This window comes from Clostridium sp. K13, assembly GCF_019734195.1.
Lineage (GTDB): Bacteria > Bacillota > Clostridia > Clostridiales > Clostridiaceae > Clostridium.
Genome location: NZ_JAASHM010000003.1, coordinates 75,094 through 100,510, shown reverse-complemented (window position 1 = coordinate 100,510; position 25,417 = coordinate 75,094). Strand labels below are relative to the sequence as shown.

25 protein-coding genes are annotated in these 25,417 nt (G+C 27.2%); 3 read left to right on the top strand and 22 right to left on the bottom strand.

Annotated elements, in window-relative coordinates; all coding sequences use genetic code 11:
* Positions 1 to 128: 128 nt before the first annotated feature.
* The 9 genes from HCG76_RS03360 to zapA form a co-directional block, all read right to left on the bottom strand.
* Positions 129 to 827: an amino acid ABC transporter ATP-binding protein gene (locus tag HCG76_RS03360; protein ID WP_221698641.1), complete on the bottom strand. Its 699-nt coding sequence runs from the start codon at positions 825 to 827 to the stop codon at positions 129 to 131.
* An 11-nt stretch (positions 828 to 838) separates the two neighbouring features.
* Positions 839 to 1,501 (bottom strand): amino acid ABC transporter permease, encoded by a 663-nt coding sequence (locus HCG76_RS03355; RefSeq protein WP_221698738.1) that lies wholly within the window; start codon positions 1,499 to 1,501, stop codon positions 839 to 841.
* A 34-nt stretch (positions 1,502 to 1,535) separates the two neighbouring features.
* Complete coding sequence (locus HCG76_RS03350) at positions 1,536 to 2,354, bottom strand: amino acid ABC transporter substrate-binding protein (RefSeq protein ID WP_221698642.1); 819 nt, start codon at positions 2,352 to 2,354, stop codon at positions 1,536 to 1,538.
* A gap of 140 nt (positions 2,355 to 2,494) precedes the next feature.
* Positions 2,495 to 3,499: a hypothetical protein gene (locus HCG76_RS03345; protein WP_221698643.1), complete on the bottom strand. Its 1,005-nt coding sequence runs from the start codon at positions 3,497 to 3,499 to the stop codon at positions 2,495 to 2,497.
* Positions 3,486 to 3,950 carry a DUF523 domain-containing protein gene (locus tag HCG76_RS03340; RefSeq protein WP_221698644.1) on the bottom strand — a complete coding sequence of 155 codons (465 nt, stop codon included), beginning with the start codon at positions 3,948 to 3,950 and terminating at the stop codon, positions 3,486 to 3,488. The genes HCG76_RS03345 and HCG76_RS03340 overlap by 14 nt, the downstream gene beginning before the upstream one ends.
* 77 nt (positions 3,951 to 4,027) lie before the next feature.
* Positions 4,028 to 6,385, bottom strand: a complete 2,358-nt coding sequence (locus tag HCG76_RS03335; RefSeq protein WP_221698645.1) for an endonuclease MutS2 — start codon at positions 6,383 to 6,385, stop codon at positions 4,028 to 4,030.
* 20 nt (positions 6,386 to 6,405) lie between these two features.
* Positions 6,406 to 6,741 (bottom strand): hypothetical protein, encoded by a 336-nt coding sequence (locus tag HCG76_RS03330; RefSeq protein ID WP_221698646.1) that lies wholly within the window; start codon positions 6,739 to 6,741, stop codon positions 6,406 to 6,408.
* A gap of 10 nt (positions 6,742 to 6,751) precedes the next feature.
* Positions 6,752 to 9,112, bottom strand: a complete 2,361-nt coding sequence (locus HCG76_RS03325) for a U32 family peptidase (protein WP_221698647.1) — start codon at positions 9,110 to 9,112, stop codon at positions 6,752 to 6,754.
* Between the two features lie 161 nt (positions 9,113 to 9,273).
* Complete coding sequence (zapA, locus tag HCG76_RS03320) at positions 9,274 to 10,284, bottom strand: cell division protein ZapA (protein ID WP_221698648.1); 1,011 nt, start codon at positions 10,282 to 10,284, stop codon at positions 9,274 to 9,276.
* 123 nt (positions 10,285 to 10,407) lie between these two features.
* On the opposite strand from zapA, the gene HCG76_RS03315 reads away from it, so the two are divergent.
* Entirely contained in the window at positions 10,408 to 11,313 is a 906-nt protein-coding gene (locus tag HCG76_RS03315) for a radical SAM protein (RefSeq protein WP_221698649.1), read from the top strand.
* Between the two features lie 16 nt (positions 11,314 to 11,329).
* Here the strand turns inward: HCG76_RS03315 and HCG76_RS03310 are convergent, their stop codons facing one another.
* Positions 11,330 to 11,857, bottom strand: a complete 528-nt coding sequence (locus tag HCG76_RS03310) for a hypothetical protein (RefSeq protein WP_221698650.1) — start codon at positions 11,855 to 11,857, stop codon at positions 11,330 to 11,332.
* A 229-nt stretch (positions 11,858 to 12,086) separates the two neighbouring features.
* Between HCG76_RS03310 and HCG76_RS03305 the strand changes: the two genes are divergently transcribed.
* Positions 12,087 to 12,389 (top strand): hypothetical protein, encoded by a 303-nt coding sequence (locus HCG76_RS03305; protein ID WP_195987853.1) that lies wholly within the window; start codon positions 12,087 to 12,089, stop codon positions 12,387 to 12,389.
* Positions 12,390 to 12,484: 95 nt separating this feature from the next.
* Here HCG76_RS03305 and htpG read toward each other — a convergent pair whose 3' ends face one another.
* On the bottom strand, positions 12,485 to 14,365 hold the full coding sequence (gene htpG, locus HCG76_RS03300) for a molecular chaperone HtpG (RefSeq protein WP_221698651.1): 1,881 nt from the start codon (positions 14,363 to 14,365) through the stop codon (positions 12,485 to 12,487).
* Between the two features lie 226 nt (positions 14,366 to 14,591).
* Here htpG and HCG76_RS03295 point away from each other — a divergent pair, with 226 nt between their 5' ends.
* Complete coding sequence (locus HCG76_RS03295; RefSeq protein ID WP_221698652.1) at positions 14,592 to 14,987, top strand: hypothetical protein; 396 nt, start codon at positions 14,592 to 14,594, stop codon at positions 14,985 to 14,987.
* Positions 14,988 to 15,059: 72 nt separating this feature from the next.
* Here HCG76_RS03295 and HCG76_RS03290 read toward each other — a convergent pair whose 3' ends face one another.
* The 11 genes from HCG76_RS03290 to fabK all read right to left on the bottom strand — a co-directional run bounded on the left by HCG76_RS03290 (position 15,060) and on the right by fabK (position 25,407).
* A complete protein-coding gene (locus HCG76_RS03290) occupies positions 15,060 to 16,409 on the bottom strand; it encodes an alpha-amylase family glycosyl hydrolase (RefSeq protein WP_221698653.1) in 1,350 nt (449 codons plus the stop codon).
* 159 nt (positions 16,410 to 16,568) lie between these two features.
* Entirely contained in the window at positions 16,569 to 17,237 is a 669-nt protein-coding gene (locus HCG76_RS03285) for a biosynthetic peptidoglycan transglycosylase (protein ID WP_260458004.1), read from the bottom strand.
* Between the two features lie 261 nt (positions 17,238 to 17,498).
* The gene (locus HCG76_RS03280; protein WP_221698654.1) at positions 17,499 to 18,290 is read right to left on the bottom strand and encodes an acetyl-CoA carboxylase carboxyltransferase subunit alpha; all 792 of its coding nucleotides are present in this window, start codon (positions 18,288 to 18,290) and stop codon (positions 17,499 to 17,501) included.
* Positions 18,283 to 19,152 carry an acetyl-CoA carboxylase, carboxyltransferase subunit beta gene (gene accD, locus HCG76_RS03275; RefSeq protein ID WP_221698655.1) on the bottom strand — a complete coding sequence of 290 codons (870 nt, stop codon included), beginning with the start codon at positions 19,150 to 19,152 and terminating at the stop codon, positions 18,283 to 18,285. Before accD ends, HCG76_RS03280 begins: the two co-directional genes overlap by 8 nt.
* Positions 19,153 to 19,164: 12 nt before the next feature.
* Positions 19,165 to 20,508 (bottom strand): acetyl-CoA carboxylase biotin carboxylase subunit, encoded by a 1,344-nt coding sequence (locus HCG76_RS03270; protein ID WP_221698656.1) that lies wholly within the window; start codon positions 20,506 to 20,508, stop codon positions 19,165 to 19,167.
* Positions 20,509 to 20,525: 17 nt separating this feature from the next.
* Positions 20,526 to 20,942 carry a 3-hydroxyacyl-ACP dehydratase FabZ gene (gene fabZ / locus HCG76_RS03265; protein ID WP_221698657.1) on the bottom strand — a complete coding sequence of 139 codons (417 nt, stop codon included), beginning with the start codon at positions 20,940 to 20,942 and terminating at the stop codon, positions 20,526 to 20,528.
* A 97-nt stretch (positions 20,943 to 21,039) separates the two neighbouring features.
* Positions 21,040 to 21,516 (bottom strand): acetyl-CoA carboxylase biotin carboxyl carrier protein, encoded by a 477-nt coding sequence (gene accB, locus HCG76_RS03260; protein ID WP_260458005.1) that lies wholly within the window; start codon positions 21,514 to 21,516, stop codon positions 21,040 to 21,042.
* Positions 21,517 to 21,521: 5 nt separating this feature from the next.
* Entirely contained in the window at positions 21,522 to 22,757 is a 1,236-nt protein-coding gene (gene fabF / locus HCG76_RS03255; protein ID WP_221698659.1) for a beta-ketoacyl-ACP synthase II, read from the bottom strand.
* Positions 22,758 to 22,770: 13 nt separating this feature from the next.
* Positions 22,771 to 23,514: a 3-oxoacyl-[acyl-carrier-protein] reductase gene (gene fabG, locus HCG76_RS03250; RefSeq protein WP_221698660.1), complete on the bottom strand. Its 744-nt coding sequence runs from the start codon at positions 23,512 to 23,514 to the stop codon at positions 22,771 to 22,773.
* Positions 23,508 to 24,461, bottom strand: coding sequence for an ACP S-malonyltransferase (gene fabD, locus HCG76_RS03245; RefSeq protein ID WP_221698740.1), 954 nt, complete (start codon positions 24,459 to 24,461; stop codon positions 23,508 to 23,510). The genes fabG and fabD overlap by 7 nt, the downstream gene beginning before the upstream one ends.
* A 19-nt stretch (positions 24,462 to 24,480) precedes the next feature.
* Positions 24,481 to 25,407 (bottom strand): enoyl-[acyl-carrier-protein] reductase FabK, encoded by a 927-nt coding sequence (gene fabK / locus HCG76_RS03240; RefSeq protein WP_221698661.1) that lies wholly within the window; start codon positions 25,405 to 25,407, stop codon positions 24,481 to 24,483.
* Positions 25,408 to 25,417: the final 10 nt, after the last annotated feature.

Below are 25,417 nucleotides of genomic sequence, written 5' to 3'. Positions count from 1 at the left end.
TTATTACAGTTTTTAATAAAAATATGATTAAAGAACATATGTTCATTAGCAACGAAAGTATCATTTACTTATTAAATTAATAATAAATAGCATATAATATTAAAAAAATATTTATAAAAAACTTATTATTATGCCATTTCACTTTTATTGCAATAAATATGCTTATCAATAATTATGCCAGAATCCATAGATACAATTTTATTTGAAACAAGTTTAGCAAATTCCATATCATGTGTAATTATAAGCATAGACATTCCATTTTTACTTAAACTTTTAATTAAGTTTGCAATATCTTTAGTTAAAGATGGATCTAAAGCTGAAGTTGGCTCATCAAAGCACATTAGCTTTGGATTTAATGCTAAGGCTCTACCTATAGCTACTCTTTGCTTTTGTCCTCCTGATAATTCACAAGGATAATTATTAGCTTTGTCTTTTAAACCTAAAAATGATAGAATTTCTTTTGCATTATTAATAGCATTTTCCTTTTTTTCACCTAATACTCTTATAGGAGCCTCAATAATATTTTCTATGACAGACTTATGAGGAAAAAGGTTAAAGCTTTGAAAAACAAGGCCAATATTTTTTCTAATATCATTAATTGATTTTTTATCTGCATATTTTCCATCTTTAAAGAATAGTTTCCCATTAATCTCAATACTACCTTCTTCACATTTTTCTAAGCCAGTTATTGATCTAAGTAAAGTTGTTTTACCTCCTCCTGATGGACCTACTATTACAGTAATTTCTCCTTCATTAATATCTAAATTTACACCTTTCAATACAGTAGTATCACCAAATGATTTTTTTAATCCTCTAACCTTTAGCATAATTTCACCTCTTAATTATAGTATTGATATTTTTTTTCGAGCTTGTCTAATAATTTAGTTAGTATTCCTATAAGAATTAAATAAACTATTCCAATAACTACTAATGGTAATAAAGATGAATCTCTATTACAAGCTATCTTACCTACTCTTAATAGATCATCTAAGCCTATAACATATACTAAAGCAGTATCTTTTACTAATGTTACTACTTCGTTTGCTACCGGAGGTAATACTCTTTTAAATGCCTGTGGAAGTATTATTCTAAAAAATGTATCTTTTTTTGATAATCCTAATACGTGAGAAGCTTCATATTGACCGAATTCAATAGAAGATATTCCAGCTCTGAATATTTCTCCAAAATAAGCACCATAGTTTAATGTAAATGCAATTATAGCAGCTGGGAATCTATCAATTACAATATTTAGACTAGGAAGTCCAAAAAATATAAATACTATTTGTAAAAGAAGAGGAGTTCCTCTAATTATTAAAACATAAAAACTTGTTAATTTATTAATAACCTTTATTTTTGATAATCTACATAATGCTACTATAATTCCTAATGGTATAGATAGTATTAAAGTTAAAATAAATAGTTCAATTGTTACCTTTAATCCTTCAAAAATTTGAGGTAATAAAGTAAGAATATAATTTAAAAGTGTATTAATTTCAGCCATTATATTTTCCAAGTTAGTTACTCCTCTCTTTTAATTATTGAACTTTAATAGTAATATCTTCACCAAACCATTTTTCAGATATTTTTTTCAATGTACCATCTAGTTGCATTTCAGTATAAGCATTATTAAAAGCATCTACCATTTCTGTATCACCTTTTCTAATACCAACACCATATTCTTCTTCACCAAAGTTATCAGACAATATTTTAAATTTATCTTCGTCTTTTAAACTTATATAGTATCTTACAAGGATTTCATCTGCTACTACAGCATCAATTCTACCAGCTTCTAAATCCATTAATGCTTGATTATTATCTTCAAAAGTAACAGCACTTCCTCCAGCAAAGTTATTATATAAATCCTCTTCTTTTTCCATTGCAGTAACAGCTGGCGACTCACTTTGTGCACCAACTTTTTTACCGTATAAGTCCGACTTTGAATTAATACTACTATCAGATAGTGTTACTATTACTTGTTTGTTTTTTAAATATGGAACTGAAAAATCAACTTTATTTTTTCTTTCATTTGTGATTGTATATCCATTCCATATAAAATCTATATTTCCTGCTTTTAATTCTGATTCTTTCATAGTCCAGTCAATTGGTTGAAAAACAATTTCTTTATTTAACCTTTTACCTAATTCTTTTGCTAAATCAACATCGAATCCAGTTATTTCACCACTTTCATCTTTAAATCCCATTGGAGCAAATGCATCATCCATACCAACTATAAGTGTATCTTTTTTTAATGTACCTTCTGAAGAAGATGCCTTTGAGCAACTAATAAGAGCCATTGATAGCGATAAAAGACTAACCCCTAAAGTTATTTTTTTTATTAATTTACAGTAATTCATAAATATATCCCCTTTATATAAAAATTCAAAAACGCTTTTCTTATTTAAAACTTTATCACGTTAAAGTGTTAAAAGCAATACTTTTCCAACTTTTTTATAAAAAAAGAACAATGAATAATATATTCATTGTTCCTAAATTTTTAACTTAATATTTCTGTTAAATATTTTCTAAGTTCCATATTTAAAGAATTATCTCTTAAATATACTAATTTACTATTTATTTCTTCATCTTTATTGTGTAAAGAATAAAAACTTAATGCAGCTTTAAGTCTTAAGTCTTCAGCTACTGAAGATAAATCAAATTCACCCTTTTCATTCTTTAAAATTAAAGATAAGTCCAACACTTCATCGCTAAGAGCAACTGCTTTTAAAAATATTAATTGTTCTCTTGTAAATGTACCTACGTTATTAATTATACTTAATGTAACATCATATGCAGATTCAATATTATTATCGTAAATATATTTTTTAAAATATACTTCTAGCGTTTTTAAAACTTTTGCATTATTTTTAACTTGTGATAAAAAGCCTAGTGTTGAAATTATATTCTCTTCACTGAAGTTTTCCATTATATAAATAATAGAATCTATAATTTTATTTTCTTCAATGCCTTTAGCAGCCATTTTACATAATAAATTTACAGCTTTTATACTATTGCTTGATTTATCATTAGAAATCTTTAATAATTCATCAACACTATTTTCATTAAATGAATATAGTATAGTTAATACAGCATTTTTTACAGCATTTGGCCATGCACCTAAACCATTATATCTTCCTTTTAAAGCAGTTGGTTTAGAAATCCCACCATATAAATATTCTGTTAAGGCTGTTATATTTTCTATACCTATTGCTTTTGCAGCTTCTTTTGCATATATCTCCATAGAATCAAAGTTTTGAGACTTATCAACTACCTTTAATATTTCACCAGTTATTAATGTTTTTAATTCTTCAGGTGTAAGCTCTGCCATGTTATGAAACTCTTCAATATTATCTATTACAAAATTATAATTAAAACTATCATTTTCATTATTTGTAACAGTATTACTTTCTTCTTCTTTTATTTCTTTTATCTCTAAAGCTTCCTCTAAATCTATATTATCTTCATTTTCTTTTTTTCGCTTGAAAAAATCAAATATCCCCATTTATATTACCTCCTAATTCAATTTCACTTACTACATCTATAAACGATTCTTTCAATAATTGTGCTGTTAATCCCATACCTTTAATTTTAGTTCCATTAAAATTACCATCATATATATAATTAACACCACATGATGGGCTACCCTCTTTTAATATTGCCTTTGTTATGTTAAGTTTTTTAGCAATTTTTAATGTTTCTTGTGCGCCTTTAATAAATTGTGGTGTTACGTCTCTACCGTTTTTATCAATTACTAACCCATTATTATTTAATATATCTAAAGACTTACCTATAATTTCACTTGGTATTCTTGGTGTGGGCAGTCCCCCTAATTGTTCTGGACAAACTAATATTGCCTTTCCAGAAGCAAATAAATTATCACATATTTCATTATAATTGTTTAAACCATTGTATTTACAATTTACTCCACATAAACATGCGCTTATTAAATACATAAAACCCCTCCTTAGTATGCTTTAATTATAGCATACTGGGAAAGGGTTTCAAATGAATTTAATTTATTAATTTAGCTCTATTTTAATTCTACAATCGTTACTCCATCTCCACCTTCTCCATATACACCAAGTCTATATGATTTTACGTGAGGATGTCTTTTTAACATATCATTAATAGCTTTTCTTAAAATACCTGTTCCTTTACCGTGAACTATTGTAACTTCACCTAAGTTTCCTAAGTATGCTTCATCTAAATATTTATCTGTTCTATAACAAGCTTCTTCAGAATCCATTCCTCTTAAGTCTATTCTACTATCCACAGATTTCATATTTAGTTTAACTTCTCTTTTTTTCTTTTCCTTTTTCTTTGGTTCTTCTGGAACTTTTCTTAAATCTTTTAATTTAACATTAATTTTTATTATTCCAGCTTCTACTTGCACTTCTCCTTTATTATCTGGAGTTGATACAATTATTACTCTTTGATTTAAAGAAGGTAAAAATGCTTCCATACCAAGAGTAACTTTAGTAATTGTTTCACCAGTGTTTTCTCTTGATTTAACCATAGCAGCTTCTTTTTCTTCAAGACTAGCTTTAAGTTTGCGTCTTTCTTCTTCTAATCTATTTCTACCACCTGAAGATATTCCCATCTTTTCTAATTCACGCATTGCTTTAACAATTTCATCTGCTTCATCTTTGGCATTAGAAATAATTTGTTTAGCTTCCTGACGAGCTTCATCATAAACTTTATCTCTAACAGTATCTAATTTCTTTAGTTTTTCATCATATTTCTTTTTTAAATTTTCAGCCTCATCTTTGATTCTTTTGGCTTCTCTTGCATCACGATTAGCAATTATACTTTTTTCTTGAAGATCTCTAATTAAATCTTCAAATTGTAGATTTTCTTCAGACATAAAATCTTTAGCTTTAATTATAACATCTTCACTTAAACCAAGTCTTTTTGATATTTCAAAAGCATTAGATTTACCAGGAACACCTATTAATAATCTATAGGTAGGTCTTAATGTTTCCACATCAAATTCAACAGATGCATTTTCAACTCCAGGAGTTTTTAATGCATATCCTTTTAATTCACTATAATGTGTTGTTGCTATAATTCTAGCTCCTCTTTTATTTAAAGTTTCTATAATTGCAACTGCCAATGCAGCACCTTCAGTAGGATCAGTTCCAGAACCTAATTCATCAAATAATACTAGTGAATCAAAAGAAGCCTCTTCTAAAATTGACACTATATTAGTCATATGTGATGAGAAAGTTGATAGAGATTGTTCTATACTTTGTTCATCCCCTATATCTGCAAAGATATCTCTAAAGAAGCCAATTGATGAACTATCTTTAGCTGGAATTAGTAATCCACTTAATCCCATTAAATGTAGTAGGCCTACAGTTTTTAATGTTACAGTTTTACCACCGGTATTAGGTCCTGTAATCATTAAGGTATTAAAATCCTTACCTAAATAAATATCAGAAGGAACAACTACTTTAGGATCTATTAATGGATGCTTTCCTCCTAATATATCAAAGCTTCTATCATTTCTAACATTAGGCTTTATTGCATTTAGTGAAGATGCATATTTACCTTTAGCAAATATAAAGTCTAATTCCCTTAAAATATTAGAATTACTTCTTAAAATATCAATATTATCATGAACTTTTTCAGAAAGCTCACTTAGTATTCTTTCTATTTCAGCTTTTTCTTTAAGCATCAACTCTTTAATTTCATTATTTAAATTAACTAAGCTTATTGGCTCTATAAAAAGAGTTGCACCAGTAGAACTTTGGTCATGTACAAGCCCAGGTACAGCTCCTTTATATTCTGCTTTAACTGGTATTACATATCTATCTCCTCTCATTGTATAAAGAGAATCTTGTAAGTATTTTGAATTTGATCTAACAATTGAGTTAATTTTTTCTCTAACAGAAGAATTCTTTTCTTTTAAGCTTCTTCTTATATTATATAAAGTGCCACTGGCTTTGTCGCTTATTTCATCTTCTGAAATAATTGCAGAGTCAATTTCATTTTCAAGATTTTTTAGAGGAACTAAAATAGATGCTAAATCTTCAAGATGTCTATAGCCAACTTCCTCTTCTTTTCTTGAAATATATTCTTTAAACCTTCTAGAGCATCTAAGCATAGCCCCAATCTTCATTAATTGTCCAGGATTTAATGTTCCACCCTTACCCGCTCTTTCAAGTTCTTCTTTAGTTTCATGTAATCCCTCAAAAGGAGGTATGCCCTTCTTTATCAGTATATCTAAAGCCTCATTAGTTTCTTCTAATTTATTTTCAACTTCATAAATAGACTTATATGGAGAAAGAGCATCAATGAGCTCTTTTCCACCACTAGTTACAGCATAGCTTCTAAGTTTATTTTTTACTTTATTAAACTCTAAAATTCGTAAAGTTCTTTCCTTCATAAATTTCTCCTATATAAACGCTATTTTTTTATATCTTTTGATAGTTTTTGATTATTAATAACTAAGAAAATTGCTACTACACCACTTACAATTAATATTGAAATATTAATAATATTTTCATAATAATGAGTTTTCCCAATAAAAGAAGAAATTAAAATTAACATTTCACAAACTAATATAGCAAGTAGAATTATACTAGTTTTCCAATTTCCTTTTACTTTTGATGTTGTTTCAAGCTTTTCATTATAAGATAAGCTTTTGAACCAATCTGTTTTTAATATAGACGACGATTTTTGCATTTGAAAAATACCAAATACAAATACAGCAATTAATACCAAAATATTTAATATTTTCATTATTGCCCCCCTATTCTATTCCTCTTCTAAATTGACCTTTAGTATAATTACTCTTATCATATTCTTTATTATTTTTATACATAGTAATTACTTTCTTTACTTCATCATAACTTTCATCTCTAAAATCAAATCTAAATGTTTTAACTCCAATTTCCTTTAAAGTATTTACTTCATCAAATAAATTTAATGGTACTGGATTTAAAATATAACTTCTACAGAATAAATCAGTCATTACTCTATTTCTTTCATTAACTCTATCTATAAGCGTAAACTTATCTCTAGTACATATTGCATTACATTCCACATTAGTTTTTCTACCACCAAAGGTACTTCCAATTGGACAGTACTCACTAATCATAAGTTCTGGCTTACCATAAATAACATAGGCATTATTACCTTTATTTTTACGTAGTATTTCTTTAATTTCTGATCTATTTAATTCCATACTTAATGTTGGAATTGCAATTTCTCTTTGATAAAACTCTAAACTTTGAGAGTTCATTATATTAAGCTTATAATCACCAATAATTAAAATAGAATCTTTATATACATTAATTAATCCTACATTAGATGTTATTATTCCTTTTATATAAGGTTTTACTTTATCTATAAATTTACATACTTTATCAAATTCACCTTTTATTATAGAAGATGTTTTAATGTATAGATTTACTTCACCATTTACCTTTTCAAATGTATCAATTATATCAGAAGCTCTAAGTGCACCTAATTCTCTACTAAATATATCAAATGCTATATCTTTTACATTAGAATCTAATAATGCTTTAAGTTGATCTTTTGTTATACAACTATATATTTCTGGCATTTCAAGAGTATTTCTAATTAAATCAGAATTAGTTTTATCTTCTTTTTTAGGACGTTTTCTTCTAGCTTCTTTACAAATACTTTTAGCAATGCTTTCTAGTGCATCTCTTCTTAAGTTATTTAAATCAGCAATACGTAAGAAGCCATTTTCAAAATCAGTGAATTCAATTAAGTCTAGTTTATATGGAATTTCACCAGATTTTTTTAATGCTTCTTCAATTCTTTCTTTATCTAAAGGTCTTTTTTCTGCCTTCTGTACAATTTCACCAGTAAAGATGTATTCTTTATTATTATGTACTATACTTAATTCTATAGGAGCATCAACAATGAACTTAACTTTTGCATTTAGAGATATTTTTTTATTATAAGGCTTAATATAAGCCTCTAACTCATCAAATAATTGCTTGTTTAAGCTTTTAAATAATTCATCACCTTTTTTATAATCTATAGGGAACAGTTTAACAACATCACCTCTTTTGGCAGCTGAAACTTCTTTACCATTTAAAAGAATTTTACTTACTGAAAATCCCTTATCTCTATATCTAACACCATCTCCTAAAGCTAAGCTTTCTTTAAGTTTGATTTCACCAGATTTCTCTACTATTCCTAATGGAACACCAGCATTTTTAGGTGAGTTAAAACTCATCATATCTTTACCAGTATTACCTTTTAAATATGCATTAGTAAAGCCACTTCTATTAAATAATTGAAGTAATTGACCTTTACCCTCCTGTACATTGTATTTTTTCTTAAATAGAACTTTATCTACAGCTTTTCTATAATTATCTACAACTCCAGCTACATATTCTGGTCTTTTCATTCTACCTTCAATTTTTAATGAATGAGTACCACTTTCAACTATGTCATTAACATCATCTATAGTACACATATCCTTTGGACTTAATAAATGACCTTTTTGTTCACCGGATTTTTCACCTTTTAATGTATATTCCATTCTACATGGTTGAGCACATCGTCCTCTATTACCACTTCTTCCACCTATTATTGAACTCATAAGACATTGGCCAGAGTAGCTAACACAAATTGCCCCGTGGACAAACATTTCGGTTTCTATCATTAAATCTGATGAGATATGCTTAATTTCATCAATTGTCATCTCTCTAGATAAAACTAATCTATGAAAGCCTTTTTCTTTAAAATATATAGCTGCTGCTCCATTATGAATTGTCATTTGTGTTGAAGCATGAAGCTCTAAATCAGGATACTCTTCTTTAATTCTTTTAAAAAGACCTAAGTCTTGAATTATAAGAGCGTCAGCACCTATTTCATATAAATAGCCAACATATCTAACAGCCTCTTCAATTTCATTTTCTTTTAGTATTGTATTTATTGTTACATAAATCTTAACACCATAACTATGCGCATAATCAATAGCTTTTTGCATATTTTCATTATCAAAATTTGATGCATATGCTCTAGCAGAAAATTTGTTCCCACCAAGGTAAACCGCATCTGCTCCTTTATTTATAGCAGCATACAAGCTTTCCATACTTCCTGCTGGTGCAAGAACTTCTATTTTATTCATAAAAATCTCTCCTAAATTTATTAAGTTAATGTAATCTTTTGTTCAAAATATATAATGATTTAACTGTTATAGTATAACCATTATAGCTACTTATTGTTATATCATAATTATTATTGTTTTTCTATAGTAATTAAGATAAGTCCGTTCAAGGATGAACAGACTTATCTTAATAAAGGATTTTTATCTCTTTTTTCTACAGCTAATTTAAATTGACTATCCATAAGTTTTTTTTCTAAATCTAAAACTTTATACTTGTAGTTTTGTAATTGAAAATTAATATCTTTATTACGCAATCTATAAGTTTCTTTTTTACTTAAGGCATCTTTTAACTCAGATTCTAATGTAGTAATTTTTTTCTCGAAAGAATTTTTTTCTTCTAAAATTTGTTGTGTATTTGATACTTTAAATTCTTCTAATTCTGCTTCTTTAAATTTAACTATTTCTTTTAATTTAATTTCATTTTCTTTTAATTCAGAATTCTCAACAGAATAATTATTAACTTGACTATGATATGATGATACTTTTTCTTTTAAATCATCATTTTCATCACTTAATATAAGATTTATTTTTTGTGTTTTCTCTAGCTTTTCCACTACTTTTTCATATTCTGAACTTAAAACTCTGTTATTTAATTCATCATTACAGTTTCTAAGTGTAGTTTCAAGCTGTTGATTTTTATCTTGTAATTCTGATAATTCTTTATTTAATTCTGAAACTTGTAATTCATTATTATTATTTATTTCAGTTAAAGCTTTTACTTTTTCAGTTAATTCTTCACTTAATAGTTTAAAACTTTCCAACTCTTTTAATTTTGTTTCCATATCGAATATAATAGATTTTAGAGATTCAACTTCTGATGTCCTTGCTTTTGCAGTCTCGTCTATTTCAACTTTAAGTTCTCTTAATCTTTCTTTTAATGTTAAATGACGTTCTTCAAGAGAATTTTTTTTCTTGGTGATATTTCCAATTTCTAAATCACATTTAAAAAGCTCATCTGCAATATTAACAGCTGTAAGAACTGCAGCAGAACTTGTACTTAACTTTTTATTACTTCCTGAAATTTCTCTTATTTTAGTATCTACATAAGCGGCAACATCAGATAAATATCTTTCGTCTTCTTTTCCTCTTAAATTATATTCTACACCATTTATTATAACCGTTACCGTATTCATTTTGCACCTCTCGAATTTTCATTATGCTACAATTATACCACAATTGACTTAAAATAACTATATGTTACCTTAAATTGATTAATGGAATATATACTGTTATACTAATTTCTGCGAGGTGTTTATATGGATTATATGAAATTGTTAGAAAAGTGTAATTTATGTATGAGAAATTGTAATGTAAATAGAAATAAAGGGGTAAAGGGTCTTTGTAATAGTACTAATAATATACGAATTGCAAGAGCTGCCCTTCATTTTTGGGAGGAACCATGCATTTCAGGTGAAAATGGATCTGGAACTGTATTCTTTTCAAATTGTAATTTGAAATGTGTTTTTTGCCAAAATTACGAAATATCAAGTGAAGGCTTTGGAAAAGAAATAACTATTGATAGATTAGCTGATATATTTATAGAGCTACAGGAAAAAGGTGCAAATAATATTAATTTAGTTACACCAACTCATTTTGTTCCACAAATTATAGAAGCATTAAAAATAGCAAAAAATAATGGACTAGATTTACCTATAGTATATAATACTAATTCAATTGATACATTGGATACAATAAAAGCTTTAAATGGATATATAGATGTTTATTTACCTGATTTTAAATATTTTGAAGATAAGTATTCTATGAAATATTCAAAAATAAAAGGATATTCTAAAAATGTTATTGATGTTATTGATGAAATGATAAAACAGGTAGGTGCTCCTAAATTTAATAAAGATGGTATTATTGAAAAAGGGGTTATTGTAAGACATTTATTATTACCAGGATTATTGTTTGACTCCAAAAAAGTTGTTGATGCAATTTATAATAATTTTGGAGATAATGTATATATTTCTTTAATGAATCAATATACTCCTATGCACAATGCTAAAATGTACCCAGAAATAAATAAATCTATTAATGAAAAAACTTATGATGTCTTAATAGATTATGCTCTTTCTATAGGTATAAAAAATGGTTTTATACAAGAATCTGGAACTAATTCTAAAGAATTTGTACCTGATTTTAATAATGAAGGTGTATAAAAAGGATAGTTTAATATTAAACTATCCCCATTTTACTAATAACACCATCAATTATTTGTTTTCTTTTTTGAGTTAAGTATTCACCATAAAAAACTTCTTGCTCTTCTAAACTTAACTTATCTAAAATTTCAGTATTAATACTATTTAATACTATTTTGTTAATATCAAGTCTATAAGTTTTTTTAATTTTATTAGTAATTTCATTATACTCTTCTAATGATTTACTCTTTTTATATTTTCTTATTAAACAGTCTAATGATGTATCATACTTTTTTATTTTATATACAATTGAATTAAGGGTTGTTAATTTGTTTTTTAGAAAATGAATTTCATAAGCTTGTTTACATTTAATTAATTCATTAATAGTATATTCAGTATTATTTATATTAAATTTAACAATTCCATCATTAAAAGCTTTTTCTATAATATAATTTAGAATCTCACTGTTATCATCACATAATAAAACTGATTTTCCACCAATTATTTCTAAGCCTTTTTTTAGTTGATTAATTTTTTCATTTAATCCCCTATCCTTTATTTCCATGTATTTCCCTCCAGTATTATTGATAAAAGTTTTTTCTTTAGATTTATAAAATATAAATAAATTTATTTAGCACTGTTGATTATACAGGATTCGAGGTATCTTTGTAAAATATATTTATGAAATAATAGATTTTTTTACTAAAAAAGCATGTTAAATTTATGTAAAGTTACTATTTAAATTTTCTAAATTATGATTTATAATGAAGAAAAAGGGTAGGGAGGAAATTATCATGATTTTAAGATGTATAAATAATAATTTATGTGCTAGTTTAACTGTAAATAAGGAGTATTATGTAATTGAAGAAACTTCTGAATATTATGTAATAATAGATGATTTACAAAATGAGACAACTTGTAAAAAGTCAAGATTTGTTATTGTAGAGGATAACGATTTATCAAAGAAGTGTAAAGCAACTATTAATGAGCTTTCATTCCAATTAGAAAATGAATTCAAAGATATTAAGAATTTTTCAATTAGAAAAAATTCAAAGGGTGAAATTAAAGAAATTATTGTAAAGTTTAAATATGAATAATTATTAAAACTTTATATAAATTAAGTAATCCCTAATATAGATGTATATTCTACATTTATATTAGGGATTTTATATTTTTATTATTAAATGTGAAATTATTTCATTAATTTACAAATATTATTAGTAAACTCAACAGGATCTGATATTGATAAACCTTCTATTAATAATGCTTGATTATATAAAAGATTAGTATATAAGTTTAATTTATCTTTATCATTCTCATATGCATCTTTTAATGAGTTAAATATATCATGATGAATATTAATTTCTAATACCTTTTGAGCCTTTACATCTTGATTATTAGGCATTGAATTTAATACTTTTTCCATTTCAATTGAAAGATCACCTTCATTTGATAAACAAACAGGATGATTTTTAAGTTTCTTAGATGCTTTAACAACGCTTATCTTACCGTTTAATATTTCCTTCATAGCATCAAATAATGAGTTATTCTCTGCATTATTTTCTTCCTCTTTATTGTCATCATAATTATTTTCTATGCCTAAATCACTGCTAGAAACAGATCTAAATTCTTTTTCTTTATATTTCATTAACATTTTTATAGCAAATTCATCGATATCATCTGTGAAATATAAGATTTCATATCCTTTATCTAATAAAACCTCAGTTTGTGGCATTTTTTCAATTCTATCAATAGATTCACCAACAGCATAGTAAATATATTTTTGTTCTTCGCTCATCCTTGTAATATATTCATCTAATGTAACCATCTTCTTTTCTTTTGATGAATAGAACATTAGTAAATCTTGAAGAACTTCCTTTTCAGCTCCAAAATTATCATATACACCAAATTTTAAAGTTCTTCCAAATGCTTTATAGAATTTCTCATAACTTTCTCTTTCATTTTTAAGCATTTTTTCTAGTTCGCTTTTAATTTTATTTTTTATATTTTTAGCAATAAATCTTAATTGTCTATCATGTTGAAGGATTTCTCTAGAAATATTTAAAGATAAATCTTCAGAATCAACTATTCCTTTTACAAATCCAAAATAGTCTGGTAAAAGATCAGAACATTTATTCATAATCATAACACCATTTGAATATAGTTCTAACCCCTTTTCATATTCCTTAGTATAGAAATCATAAGGCATGTTTTCAGGAATATATAATATTGCATTATAGCTTACAGTTCCATCAACACTTAAATGAATATGTTTTAAGGGATTATCAAATCCATAATGCTTTTCTTTATAGAAATTATTATAATCTTCTATAGTTAATTCATTTTTATTTTTTCTCCAAATAGGAACCATACTATTAACTACTTTTTCTTCTATGTAGTCTTCATAATCATTTTCAGTTCCTTCTTTAAGCTTTCTTTCAGTTATATCCATTTTAATTGGATATCTAATAAAGTCTGAATATTTTTTAATTAAAGATTTTATTTTATATTCATTTAAATACTCATCAAAATTTTCATCATCTGTATTTTCTTTTACATGTAATATAATATCAGTACCTACTGTATCTTTAGTACATGGTTCTATTGTATAACCTTCAACACCAGTAGATTCCCATTTATAAGCTTCATTATTTCCAAAAGCTTTAGTGATTACAGTTACTTTATCTGCTATTAAAAATGATGAATAAAATCCTACACCAAATTGACCTATTATGTCACAACCATCTTTAATTTCATTTTCTTTTTTAAATTGAAGAGAACCACTTTTAGCAATAACTCCTAAGTTATCATCTAACTCCTCTTTATTCATTCCAATTCCAGTATCACTTATTTTAATTATTCTATTATCCTTATCTATAGAAACCTTAATAAAAAAGTCATCTTTATTAAAGTTTATAGTGTCATCCCCTAAAGATTTATAATATATCTTATCAATAGCATCACTAGCATTAGAGATAAGCTCTCTTAGAAAGATTTCTCTATGTGTGTAAATTGAATTAATCATTAAATCTAATAGTCTTTTAGATTCTGCTTTAAATTGTTTTGTTTCCATAAAACTCTCTCCTTAATAACATTTATATTTTTTTGTTGTTAGCACTCTATACAGATGAGTGCTAACCTTATATAATTAATTTTACTCATTTATATTTTAATGTCAACATCTTAATATGAGAATTTTTAACAAATCTTTTGTTATTGTTTTCATAAAAATTCTAGCTGAATGATACAACGAATATATTATTATATACTATTTATAATGTGGAGGGGTTTTTACGGGAATGTGGTATAAAGAAAATAAACTAATTAATATGCATATAAATGAAAATACTATAGTAATTTCACTTTATATTTTTCCTATTTGTTTGCTTTATTTTTATAATATAAGCTATATTATATGGGCATATCCTTTAATTGTTTATTTTTTATGTATTGGAAGTAATAATATAAGAATTAATGCAAGAAAAGCATTTATATTACAAGTAACGTATACTATTATAAATATAGTATTTATTACATCTATAAGGGAAATAGTGGGAAAGCTTATTTACTATCCTTATCCACAATATGTATTAAACTTACTTGCATCAATTGCAGGACCATTAATATTTACAGTTACGTCAGTATTTATTGTTTTATCTTTAATTTTTATTATAGATAATTATTCATTTAAATAATTTATAAATTAAAAATAAAAAATTAACTCTCCTTATTCTAAATATAAGGAGAGTTAATTTTTATTTTATAACTTAAATTCCCTTTAATATCTTACTACTAAATGGCTTCATTTTAATATTTAATCTACTACCTTCACTTGTAACTTTATTATTTTCATCTAATAAATCTACAAGTGATTGATCTTTAAATGGATTATCAAGTTCTATATACTCTTCTTTATCATCAAGATTTAATAATATTAATATCCAATTATCATTTAAATATCGACCAAAAACAAATTGCTTATTTTTAACAAGAAATTCTTTATATACTCCATAAGTAAGTTCTTTATTATTTTTTCTTATAGAAATTAAAGTTGTAATAAAGTTTTCAAGTTGTTTTGAATTTTCATTTTTATCAAACTCATCTATATTAAGTTGTGGTCTTAGGTTAAGATCAGTAATACTTCTATCACCTTCTATTCCCCATTCACTACCATAATATATTGATGGCACTCCTGGTATTGTAAATAATAAGGTATATATATTCTTTAGATATCTTTTATCATTTACAATAGTAGCTATTCTATTTACATCATGATTATCAACGAAATTATATAAGGTTAAATTTTTATATATACCATACTCTCCAAATTGTCTATTAAGTGAATAAGCTATTTCAAAATAATTTTTATCATTATGCCCTGAATATAATCCTTTATACAATTCATAGTTTGTTGCAGAATGTAACATTTCAGGTGAAACTATAGAATTATAATCACCATGAATCATTTCGCCAATTAGCCAAAAATTGTTTTTTTTCTTGTTAGTTGTAAATCTTAATTGTTTAATAAAATCTTTTTCTAATAAATATGCAACATCAAGTCTTATTCCATCAATATCAAAATAATCAATCCATTTTTCAACAACTTGAAGCAAATAATCTTTTACAGCTTGATTATATAAGTTTAGCTTAACTAAATCATAGTGTCCTTCCCAGCCTTCATAATAAAAACCATCATTATAATTACTATTTCCATTAAAGTTAATATTAAACCAAGAGGAATACTTTGAGTTACTACCATTGTTTTTAACATCTACAAATGCCCAAAATTCTCGACCAACATGATTAAAAACACCATCAATAATAACTTTTATATTATTATCATGAAGTTTAGATACTATATCCTTAAAATCATTATTTGTTCCTAAACGATCATCTAGTTTAAGATAATCTATTGTATCATATCCATGATAGCTTGATTGAAATATAGGTCCAAAATAAATTGCATTTATGCCCATATTTTTTAAATGATTTATCCATTTATCATCAAATTTATTAAATCCTACATTTGATGATAACTCCTTTTTATTATTAATAACACCGCAAAAGCCTAATGGATAAATGTGATAAAATACTGCATCTTTTATTGAATTTAACATTTAATACCCTCCTAAAACAATTACTTTTTATCATAAATACAACTATTCACCATATAATATATAATATAAAAAAACTCATAATATTCTCCTATAAATAAAGCCTTTTGGATTTAATTTATTATTTTATCCAAAAGGCTTACATTTTTTATAATATAAAATTTAATAGGCAACTACCCATCTATTATATGCTTCTATAACTTCTTGTTGGCGGTCAAGTGCCCTTTCATAATTATTATTTAAAGCATATAAACTTGGAGCTTGTGGCAAGCCAGCTAAAAGAGTTGCTTCATCTTCAGTTAAATCCTTTGGTTGTTTATTAAAATATCCATTACAAGCAGCTTTTATTCCTGTATAACCATCTCCATAATAAACAACATTAACATATAGTTCTAAGATTTCTTCTTTAGAATATAGTTTTTCTAGTTCAAAGGCCAAAAAGATTTCATTTATTTTTCTTTCAAAAGTTTGATTCATATCTAGGAAGACGTTTTTCACTAACTGTTGGGTTATTGTACTTCCCCCTTCTAGAATTTCTTTGTTTTTTATATTTATAAGTGTTGCACGAGCTATAGAGATTAAATCTATTGCTCCATGTTCATAGAAACGATGATCTTCAATTGCAACAATTGCATTTAAAAATGTTCTATTTATATCTTTAGCTTGTACATAATTAGAATTTGATTGTATTTCATTTATTATACTCTCAATTTCAACATCAGCTACTACTGACTTATGAATATAAGATGTTATTAACATAAAGCTAAAAAATATTATAATAGTTAAAGCTATTATAATTTTAATTAATTTAAATTTAACGTTCTTTGACATACATATAGTTCCTTTTCCTTAACTTAATTATAGTTATATTATACATTAAATTTTAGATGTATATCTATAGAATCTATTACATTTAAATTACAATTTTGTAATATAATAATTAAAAAACTTATATTATTGTGTATAAAATAAAAAAAATGGCAATAATTATTAATGTAAAATACATTTTGTGTATTGAGCTACACACATACCTCTGTATAATTACCTTAAATAAAGGAGCAGGTTTTACTATTTCCTGCTCCTTTATTTTAATTAAAAACTTCTATAACGCAAATAACGTTCATTTAAAAGTTCGCGTACGGTTTTATTTTTTAAAATATTTAATTCGTTTATTAAGCTTTCCTTAATTTCAGTAGCAACAAAACCAATATCGTTTTGAGCGCCTCCAGCAGGCTCCCTGATAATTTTTTCAATTACCCCTTTTTCTAATAGATCATAAGAAGTAATTCCCATTATTTCAGAAACTTCTTGAGCTTTTGAGGCATCCTTTAATAGTATAGAAGCAAAGCCTTCTGGTGATAAGATAGAATAAACAGAATTTTCAAGCGCCCATACTCTATCACCACAAGCTAATGCAATAGCACCACCGCTACCACCTTCCCCTATAATTATAGAGATAATAGGAACAGTAATTTGAGATATTTCCATTAAATTTCTGGCTATGGCTTCTCCTTGGCCACGTTCTTCAGCCTCAACTCCACAATATGCACCTGAAGTATTAATAAAGCAAATTATTGGTCTTTTAAACTTTTCAGCTTGCTTCATTAATCTTAGAGCTTTTCTATAGCCTTCTGGATAAGGAGAACCAAAATTTCTTTCCATATTTTCCTTTAAATTTTTCCCTTTTTGTATGCCTACTATAGTAACGGGAATCTTATTTAATAATCCTATTCCACCAATGATAGATTTATCATCCCTATAGTTTCTATCTCCATGCAATTCAAAAAAGTTCTCAAATATCAAATGTATATAATCTTCTGCATTTGGTCTTTCTACCATTCTAGCTAAGGTTAGTCTATCCCATGCTTTGATTTTTTTAGTCAATTGATACACCTCCTTGAGGTTTATGCAACTCTAATAATAAAGATAAGGTAGATTTTAACTCTTCTCTTTTTACAATATTATCTACAAACCCTTTTTCTAATAAAAATTCTGCACTTTGAAAATCATCTGGTAATTTTTCTTTAATTGTTCCTTCAATTACCCTTCTTCCAGCAAACCCTATTAAAGCTTTAGGTTCAGCAAGAATTATATCTCCAAGCATTGCAAAGCTTGCAGTGACTCCACCAGTTGTAGGATCGGTTAAAACGGTTATATAAAGTAGTCCTTTTTCACTATGTTTTGCAAGTGCTGAACTGATTTTTGCCATTTGCATTAATGAAAGAATTCCTTCTTGCATTCTTGCACCACCTGAAGCAGTGAAAATTATCATTGGTAGATTTTTACTTATTGCTTTTTCAATGGCAAATGTAATTTTTTCACCAACAACTGTACCCATACTTCCCATCATAAAGCTTGAGTCCATTATACAAACAATTGATTCATTTCCATTTATAGTACACTTTCCAGTTACTACAGCTTCATTAAGATTAGAGTTTTCCTTATTTACTTTTAATTTATTATCATAATCAGGAAAGTTCATTGGATTTTTTGATTCTAGGCATTTATTGAATTCAACAAATGTATCTTTATCACAAATGAGTTCTATTCTTTCACGTGCTCCTAATCTAAAATAGTAATTACAATTAGGGCACATTTTATAATTTTCGTCTAAGATTTTCTTATATAAAATCTTTCCACAGTGATTACACTTTAACCAGGCTCCATCAGGAACACTTGGAATATCATTACTATCAGTAGGCGATACGTTTATTACACCGTATTGTTTTTTCTTAAAAATCCCCATAATTTCACCTACCTATAAATTATATTCTTTGCTTATAAAACTTGTATCAAAAGTTCCTAAGCGGAATATTTCATTGTTTAAAATATCTATTTGAAATTCGATATTACTTTCTATTCCTTCAATAATAAATTCATCTAAAGCACGTAACATTTTATTTATTGCTTCTTCTCTAGTTTTGCCATGGGCAATGAGTTTTGCAATCATAGAATCATAAGTTGGAGGAATAGTATAACCGTTATAAACAGCTGTATCAACTCTAATACCATTTCCACCTGGTATGTTTAAAAAACTAATTTTACCAGGACAAGGAGCAAATGATTTATTTGGGTTCTCAGCATTAATTCTACATTCAATTGCATGACCTTCTATTTTTATGTCATCTTGTGTTATTTGTAATTCATCTCCATTAGCAATTTTTAATTGTTCTTTTACTATATCAATAGAAGTTATCATTTCTGTTACAGGGTGTTCTACTTGAATTCTAGTATTCATTTCCATGAAATAAAAATCACCATGTTTATCTACTAAAAATTCAATTGTACCAGCATTAACATAATTAACAGCTTTAGCTGCATTAATAGCTGCGTTACCCATTTTTCTTCTTAGCTCATCATTTAAAATATAAGATGGAGCTTCTTCAAGAACTTTTTGATTTCTTCTTTGAATAGTACAATCTCTTTCACCAAGATGAATTATATTACCAAATGTATCGCCTAAAATTTGAAATTCTATATGCCTTGGATTTTCAATGAACTTTTCCATATATACTGAATCATCCCCAAAGTTATTCTTAGCTTCAGATTTAGCAGTAAAGAATGCATTTTCTAATTCATCTTCGTTAGAAACAATTCTTATACCTTTACCGCCACCGCCTAAAGAAGCTTTAATCATTACGGGATATCCAATTCTTTTAGCTTCTATTTTAGCATCTTCAATATTTTCAATAAGACCATCACTACCAGGAATAACAGGAACATTTGCATTTCGCATAATTTCTCTTGCAACTGACTTATTACCCATAATGTTTATAGTATCACTACTTGGTCCAATGAACTTAATGTTACATTCTTCACACATACTTGCAAAACTAGCCTTTTCTGATAAAAACCCAAATCCAGGATGAATTGCATTACACCCAGTTACTACTGCTGCACTTATGATATTACTTTCATTTAGGTAAGAATCTTTAGATTTTGAAGTTCCAACACAAATAGCCTCATCTGCAAGTTCTGTATGCATAGCATCTTTATCAATTTCCGAATAAATAGCAACAGTTTTTAATCCAAGCTCTCTACAAGCTCTTATAATTCTTACAGCAATTTCACCTCTATTAGCTATTAAAACTTTTCTAATCATAAAACACCTCTTCTTTATTAACCTACCATAAAGGTTAATTCTCCTTCACAAACCTTCTTATCATCAACGTAAGCAATTCCATATCCAACACCAGCTTTGCCACGTATTTTAGTAAGTTCAACTTCTAATCTTAACGTATCTCCAGGAACAACTTTTCTTCTAAATTTAGCATTATTTATTCCTGCAAAATATGCTATCTTACCTTTAAACTCATCCTTACTTAAAAGAGCTACAGCACCAGCTTGTGCTAATGACTCGATTATTAATACACCTGGCATAACAGGTTCAGTTGGAAAATGTCCTTGAAAGTAATATTCATTTGCTGTAACATTTTTTATTGCAGTTATTTTATTTTCCTCAATTTTTATAACCTTATCTATTAAAAGAAAAGGATATCTATGAGGAATTATATTCATAATTTCCTTAATATCCATTTTAAAATCTCCTTAAATAATAGATATTTTAATAAGTGGCAGTAAAAACTATTTATTAAATTTTCACCACCACTAATACCTATAAATTTATTTATTATTACGAACGAATTTTAAATAATTCCATTCCAAACTCAACAATTTCTTCATCGCTTCTTAAAGCTTCGACAATTTCACCATCTACTTCAGAGGTAATTTCATTCATTATTTTCATGGCTTCTACTATACATAATACATCACCTTTTTTAACCTTTGATCCAATTTCAACATATGGAGTTCCTCCAGGAGTTGAAGATGAATAATAAGTTCCAACTAATGGTGATTTAACTATAGCTAAGTCTTCTTCTATTACTTCTTCTTTTTCAACTAAAGCTTCTTCACTCAAAGATTCAGATGATTTTATAAATGTTTTTGAGTTTTCAGTTTTATTTATATTAACATCATTTTCTTTATATAAATAATTTTCTTCATTTTTACTTAGTTTTAATTTTATATCATTATTTTCTAATTCAAAGACTCTTAGTGAAGATGAGTCTATCTCTTTAATAAGCTCTTTTATTTGGTTATAGTCTAACATTTTAACTACCTCCATTTTTTAAATATAAGAGTTCCGTTATGTCCACCAAATCCTAAAGAGTTTGACATTGTGTATTCTACATCCGCTTCTTTTCCTTCATTAACAACAAGATTTAGATCACACTCTTCATCTTTATTTACATAGTTAATTGTAGCTGGAACAAAATTATCTTCTATAGCTTTTATAGAAACAATAGCTTCAATAGCTCCAGCAGCACCTAATAAATGGCCAGTCATTGATTTTGTAGAACTAACATATGAGTTCATATAATTATCGCCTAAAGCCTTTTTTATAGCTAGAGTTTCAACCTTATCATTTATTTCTGTAGATGTACCATGTGCATTAATATATGAAATTTTATCGCTGCTTATATCAGCATCAATTAATGCATCTCTCATAGCTCTATATGCACCATCACCATCTAAACAAGGTGATGTTATATGATAAGCATCACAAGTTGAACCATAGCCAACTACTTCTGCATATATTTTAGCTCCTCTTTTTATTGCACTATCTAAGTCTTCTAATATTAAGGCTCCGGCACCTTCTCCCATTACAAAGCCATTTCTATCTTTATCAAATGGAATTGATGCTCTATTTCTATCTTCACTTCTACTTAATGCAGTAAGTGATTGGAAACCTGCAATTCCAAATTCACATATAGAAGCTTCAGCACCACCAGCTACAATAATATCAAGATATCCATCCTTAATACTTCTATAAGCCTCACCAATACAATGAGTTGAAGTAGCACAAGCAGAAGTTAAGCTTAATGTACTTCCTAAAATTCCATGTTTTATTGCAATAGTACCTGAAGCAATATTTGAAATAGCCATTGGTATAGTAAGTGGTGATACTCTATTAGGTCCCTTAGCTACTAAATTTCTTATTTGGCTTTCAATAGTACAAAGGCCACCAATACCAGAACCAAACATTACTCCAATTCTTTCTTTATTTATTGTATTTAAATCAAGTTTACTATCTTTAATAGCTTCATCTGATGAAATAACAGCAAATTGAGTATATCTATCCATTCTTTTTGATTCTTTTTTATCTATAAAGTTGCTAGGGTCAAAGTCTTTAACCTCAGCAGCCATTTTTACTTTAAGATTTTCGGCATTAAATAAAGATATTTCATCTATTCCATTCTTGTTTTCTTTAATACCATTCCAAAAACTATCTACATTATGACCAATTGGAGTTATTGCTCCAAGTCCAGTGATTACCACTCTTCTTTTCAATTTAATGCCTCCTTTATGCCATTACCATTCCACCATCAACATTTATAACTTGACCTGTAATATAGTCTGATAAATTTGATGATAAGAATAATACTAAATTAGCAACTTCTTTTGGATCACCTATTTTTTTCATAGGTATACTTTTAATTATTTCTTCTTTAACCTTATCAGGTAGGTTTTTAGTCATATCAGTATTTATATATCCTGGAGCTACTACATTAACATTTATATTTCTTGAAGAAAGTTCTCTAGCTACTGATTTAGAAAATCCAATAACACCAGCTTTTGATGCAGCATAATTACATTGACCTGCATTACCAGCTATACCAACTACAGAAGAAATATTAATTATTTTTCCATATTTCTGTCTAACCATAATAGAAGAAACTGATTTTGTAGTGTTAAATGTTCCCTTTAAATTAACATCTAAAACATCATCAAAATCTTCTTCTTTCATTCTAAGTATTAATCCATCTTTAGTTATTCCTGCATTATTAACTAAAACATCTATTGTATTATAGTGAGCTTTTACTTCTTTGATAAATTTATCAACTTCATCAGCAATACTAACATCACATTTTATTGCAAATGCATCTACACCAAAGCTTTTAATTTCATTTAATAAATTTTCTACTTCACTATTTAAGTTCCTATAATTAATAGCTATATTAGCTCCATTTTGTGCTAAAGTTAATGCAATTTCTCTACCGATTCCTCTAGTAGCACCAGTCACTATTACATTTTTACCTTTTAACATATAGCTTCCATCCCTTCTAGTGTCTTATTAAGCGATTTTAAATCTTCTACATTAAAGATTTTTACATAAGTTTTCTTTTCTTTACTTATTTCACGAACAAAACTACTTAAAGTTTTTAAAGGTCCTATTTCAATAAATGTATCAATACCTTCATCAATCATTTTTTCAATAGTTTCGCTCCATCTTACAGATGATTTGACTTGATTAATTAATAAATTTTTGATTTCTGTTTTATCATTAATAAAATCAGCAGTTACATTTGTGATTGTTTTTATCTTTGGATCATTAAATTCTATATTATTAAATTCATTTTCTAATTTAATAGATGCTTCATTTAATAATGAAGTATGAAATGGACCTGATACTTTTAAAGGAATAACCATTCTTGCACCAGATTCTTTTAATAATTCGGTAGCTAACTCTACAGCGGCACATTCGCCTCCTATTACTATTTGATTATTTGTATTATAGTTGGCTATTTCAACTATGCCTTTTTCACTAGCAACCTTTAATACTTTTTTTATTTTACTTTCATCTAATCCAATAACTGCAGCCATTGAACCTATACCTTGAGGTACTGCCTCTTGCATGAAACGTCCCCTCTTTTTAACTAAAGAAACTGCAGTTTCAAAATCTAAAGCTTCACTAGCAACAAGAGCAGAATATTCACCTAAACTTAATCCAGCAACAATATCTGCTTTAATACCCTTTTCCTTTATAGCTTGTAGAATAGCTATTGAAGTAGTTAATATTGCTGGTTGTGTGTTTTCAGTAATATTTAACTCTTCTTTATCACCATTAAATATTAATTCTTTCAAATCAAAGCCTAAAACTTCATTAGCTTTATCATATACTTTTTGACAACTAGGAATATTATTATATAATTCCTTTCCCATTCCAATATATTGTGAACCTTGACCTGAAAAAATAAAAGCTACCTTCATAATTCCTCCGTTAATCTATTAGTTATAGATTTCTCTTTACATCTTCGTATTCATTAAACATTTCTTCAATTATTTCACTTGCATATTGAACTTTCTTAACCATTCCTGAAATTTGACCAGCCATTAATGAACCATTTTCAATATCTCCATCAACTACAGCCTTTTTAAGTCCACCTTTACCAAGTTCTTCAAGTTCATCTACACTTACATTGTTTGATTCAAGTTTTAAGAACTCTTTTGCAAGTTTATTTTTAAGTACTTGTACTGGATGTCCTGTACATCTTCCAGTTACAACTGTATCTATATCTTTAGACTTAATAACAGCTTCTTTATAATTATCATGAATTTTACATTCTACTGAAGCTAAGAATCTAGTACCAACTTGTATTCCACTTGCACCTAAAGCAAATGAAGCCAAAATTCCTCTACCATCTGCAATTCCACCAGCAGCTATAACTGGAATATTTACAGCATCAACAACTTGAGGAACTAATACCATTGTAGTTAGTTTACCAACATGACCACCTGATTCACATCCTTCAGCTATTACTGCATCAGCTCCGCATCTTTCCATTCTTTTAGCTAAAGCCACTGAAGCTACTACTGGAATGACAGTTATATTGGCATTTTTCCATTTCTCCATATACTTTCCAGGATTACCTGCACCAGTAGTTATTACTTTAACCCCTTCTTCAATGGCAATATCAGCTAACTCATCTGCATTTTCTGATAAAAGCATTATATTAAGTCCAAAAGGCTTATTTGTAAGTTCCTTTGTTTTTCGTATTTCCTCTCTTATAAAGCTAGCAGGAGCTCTTCCTCCTGCTATTATTCCAAGTCCTCCTGCATTAGAAACAGCTGCAGCTAAAGTACTTTCTGAAACCCAAGCCATTCCGCCTTGAAAAATAGGATACTTAATACCTAAAATACTGCATATATCCTTTTTCATATATTTACCT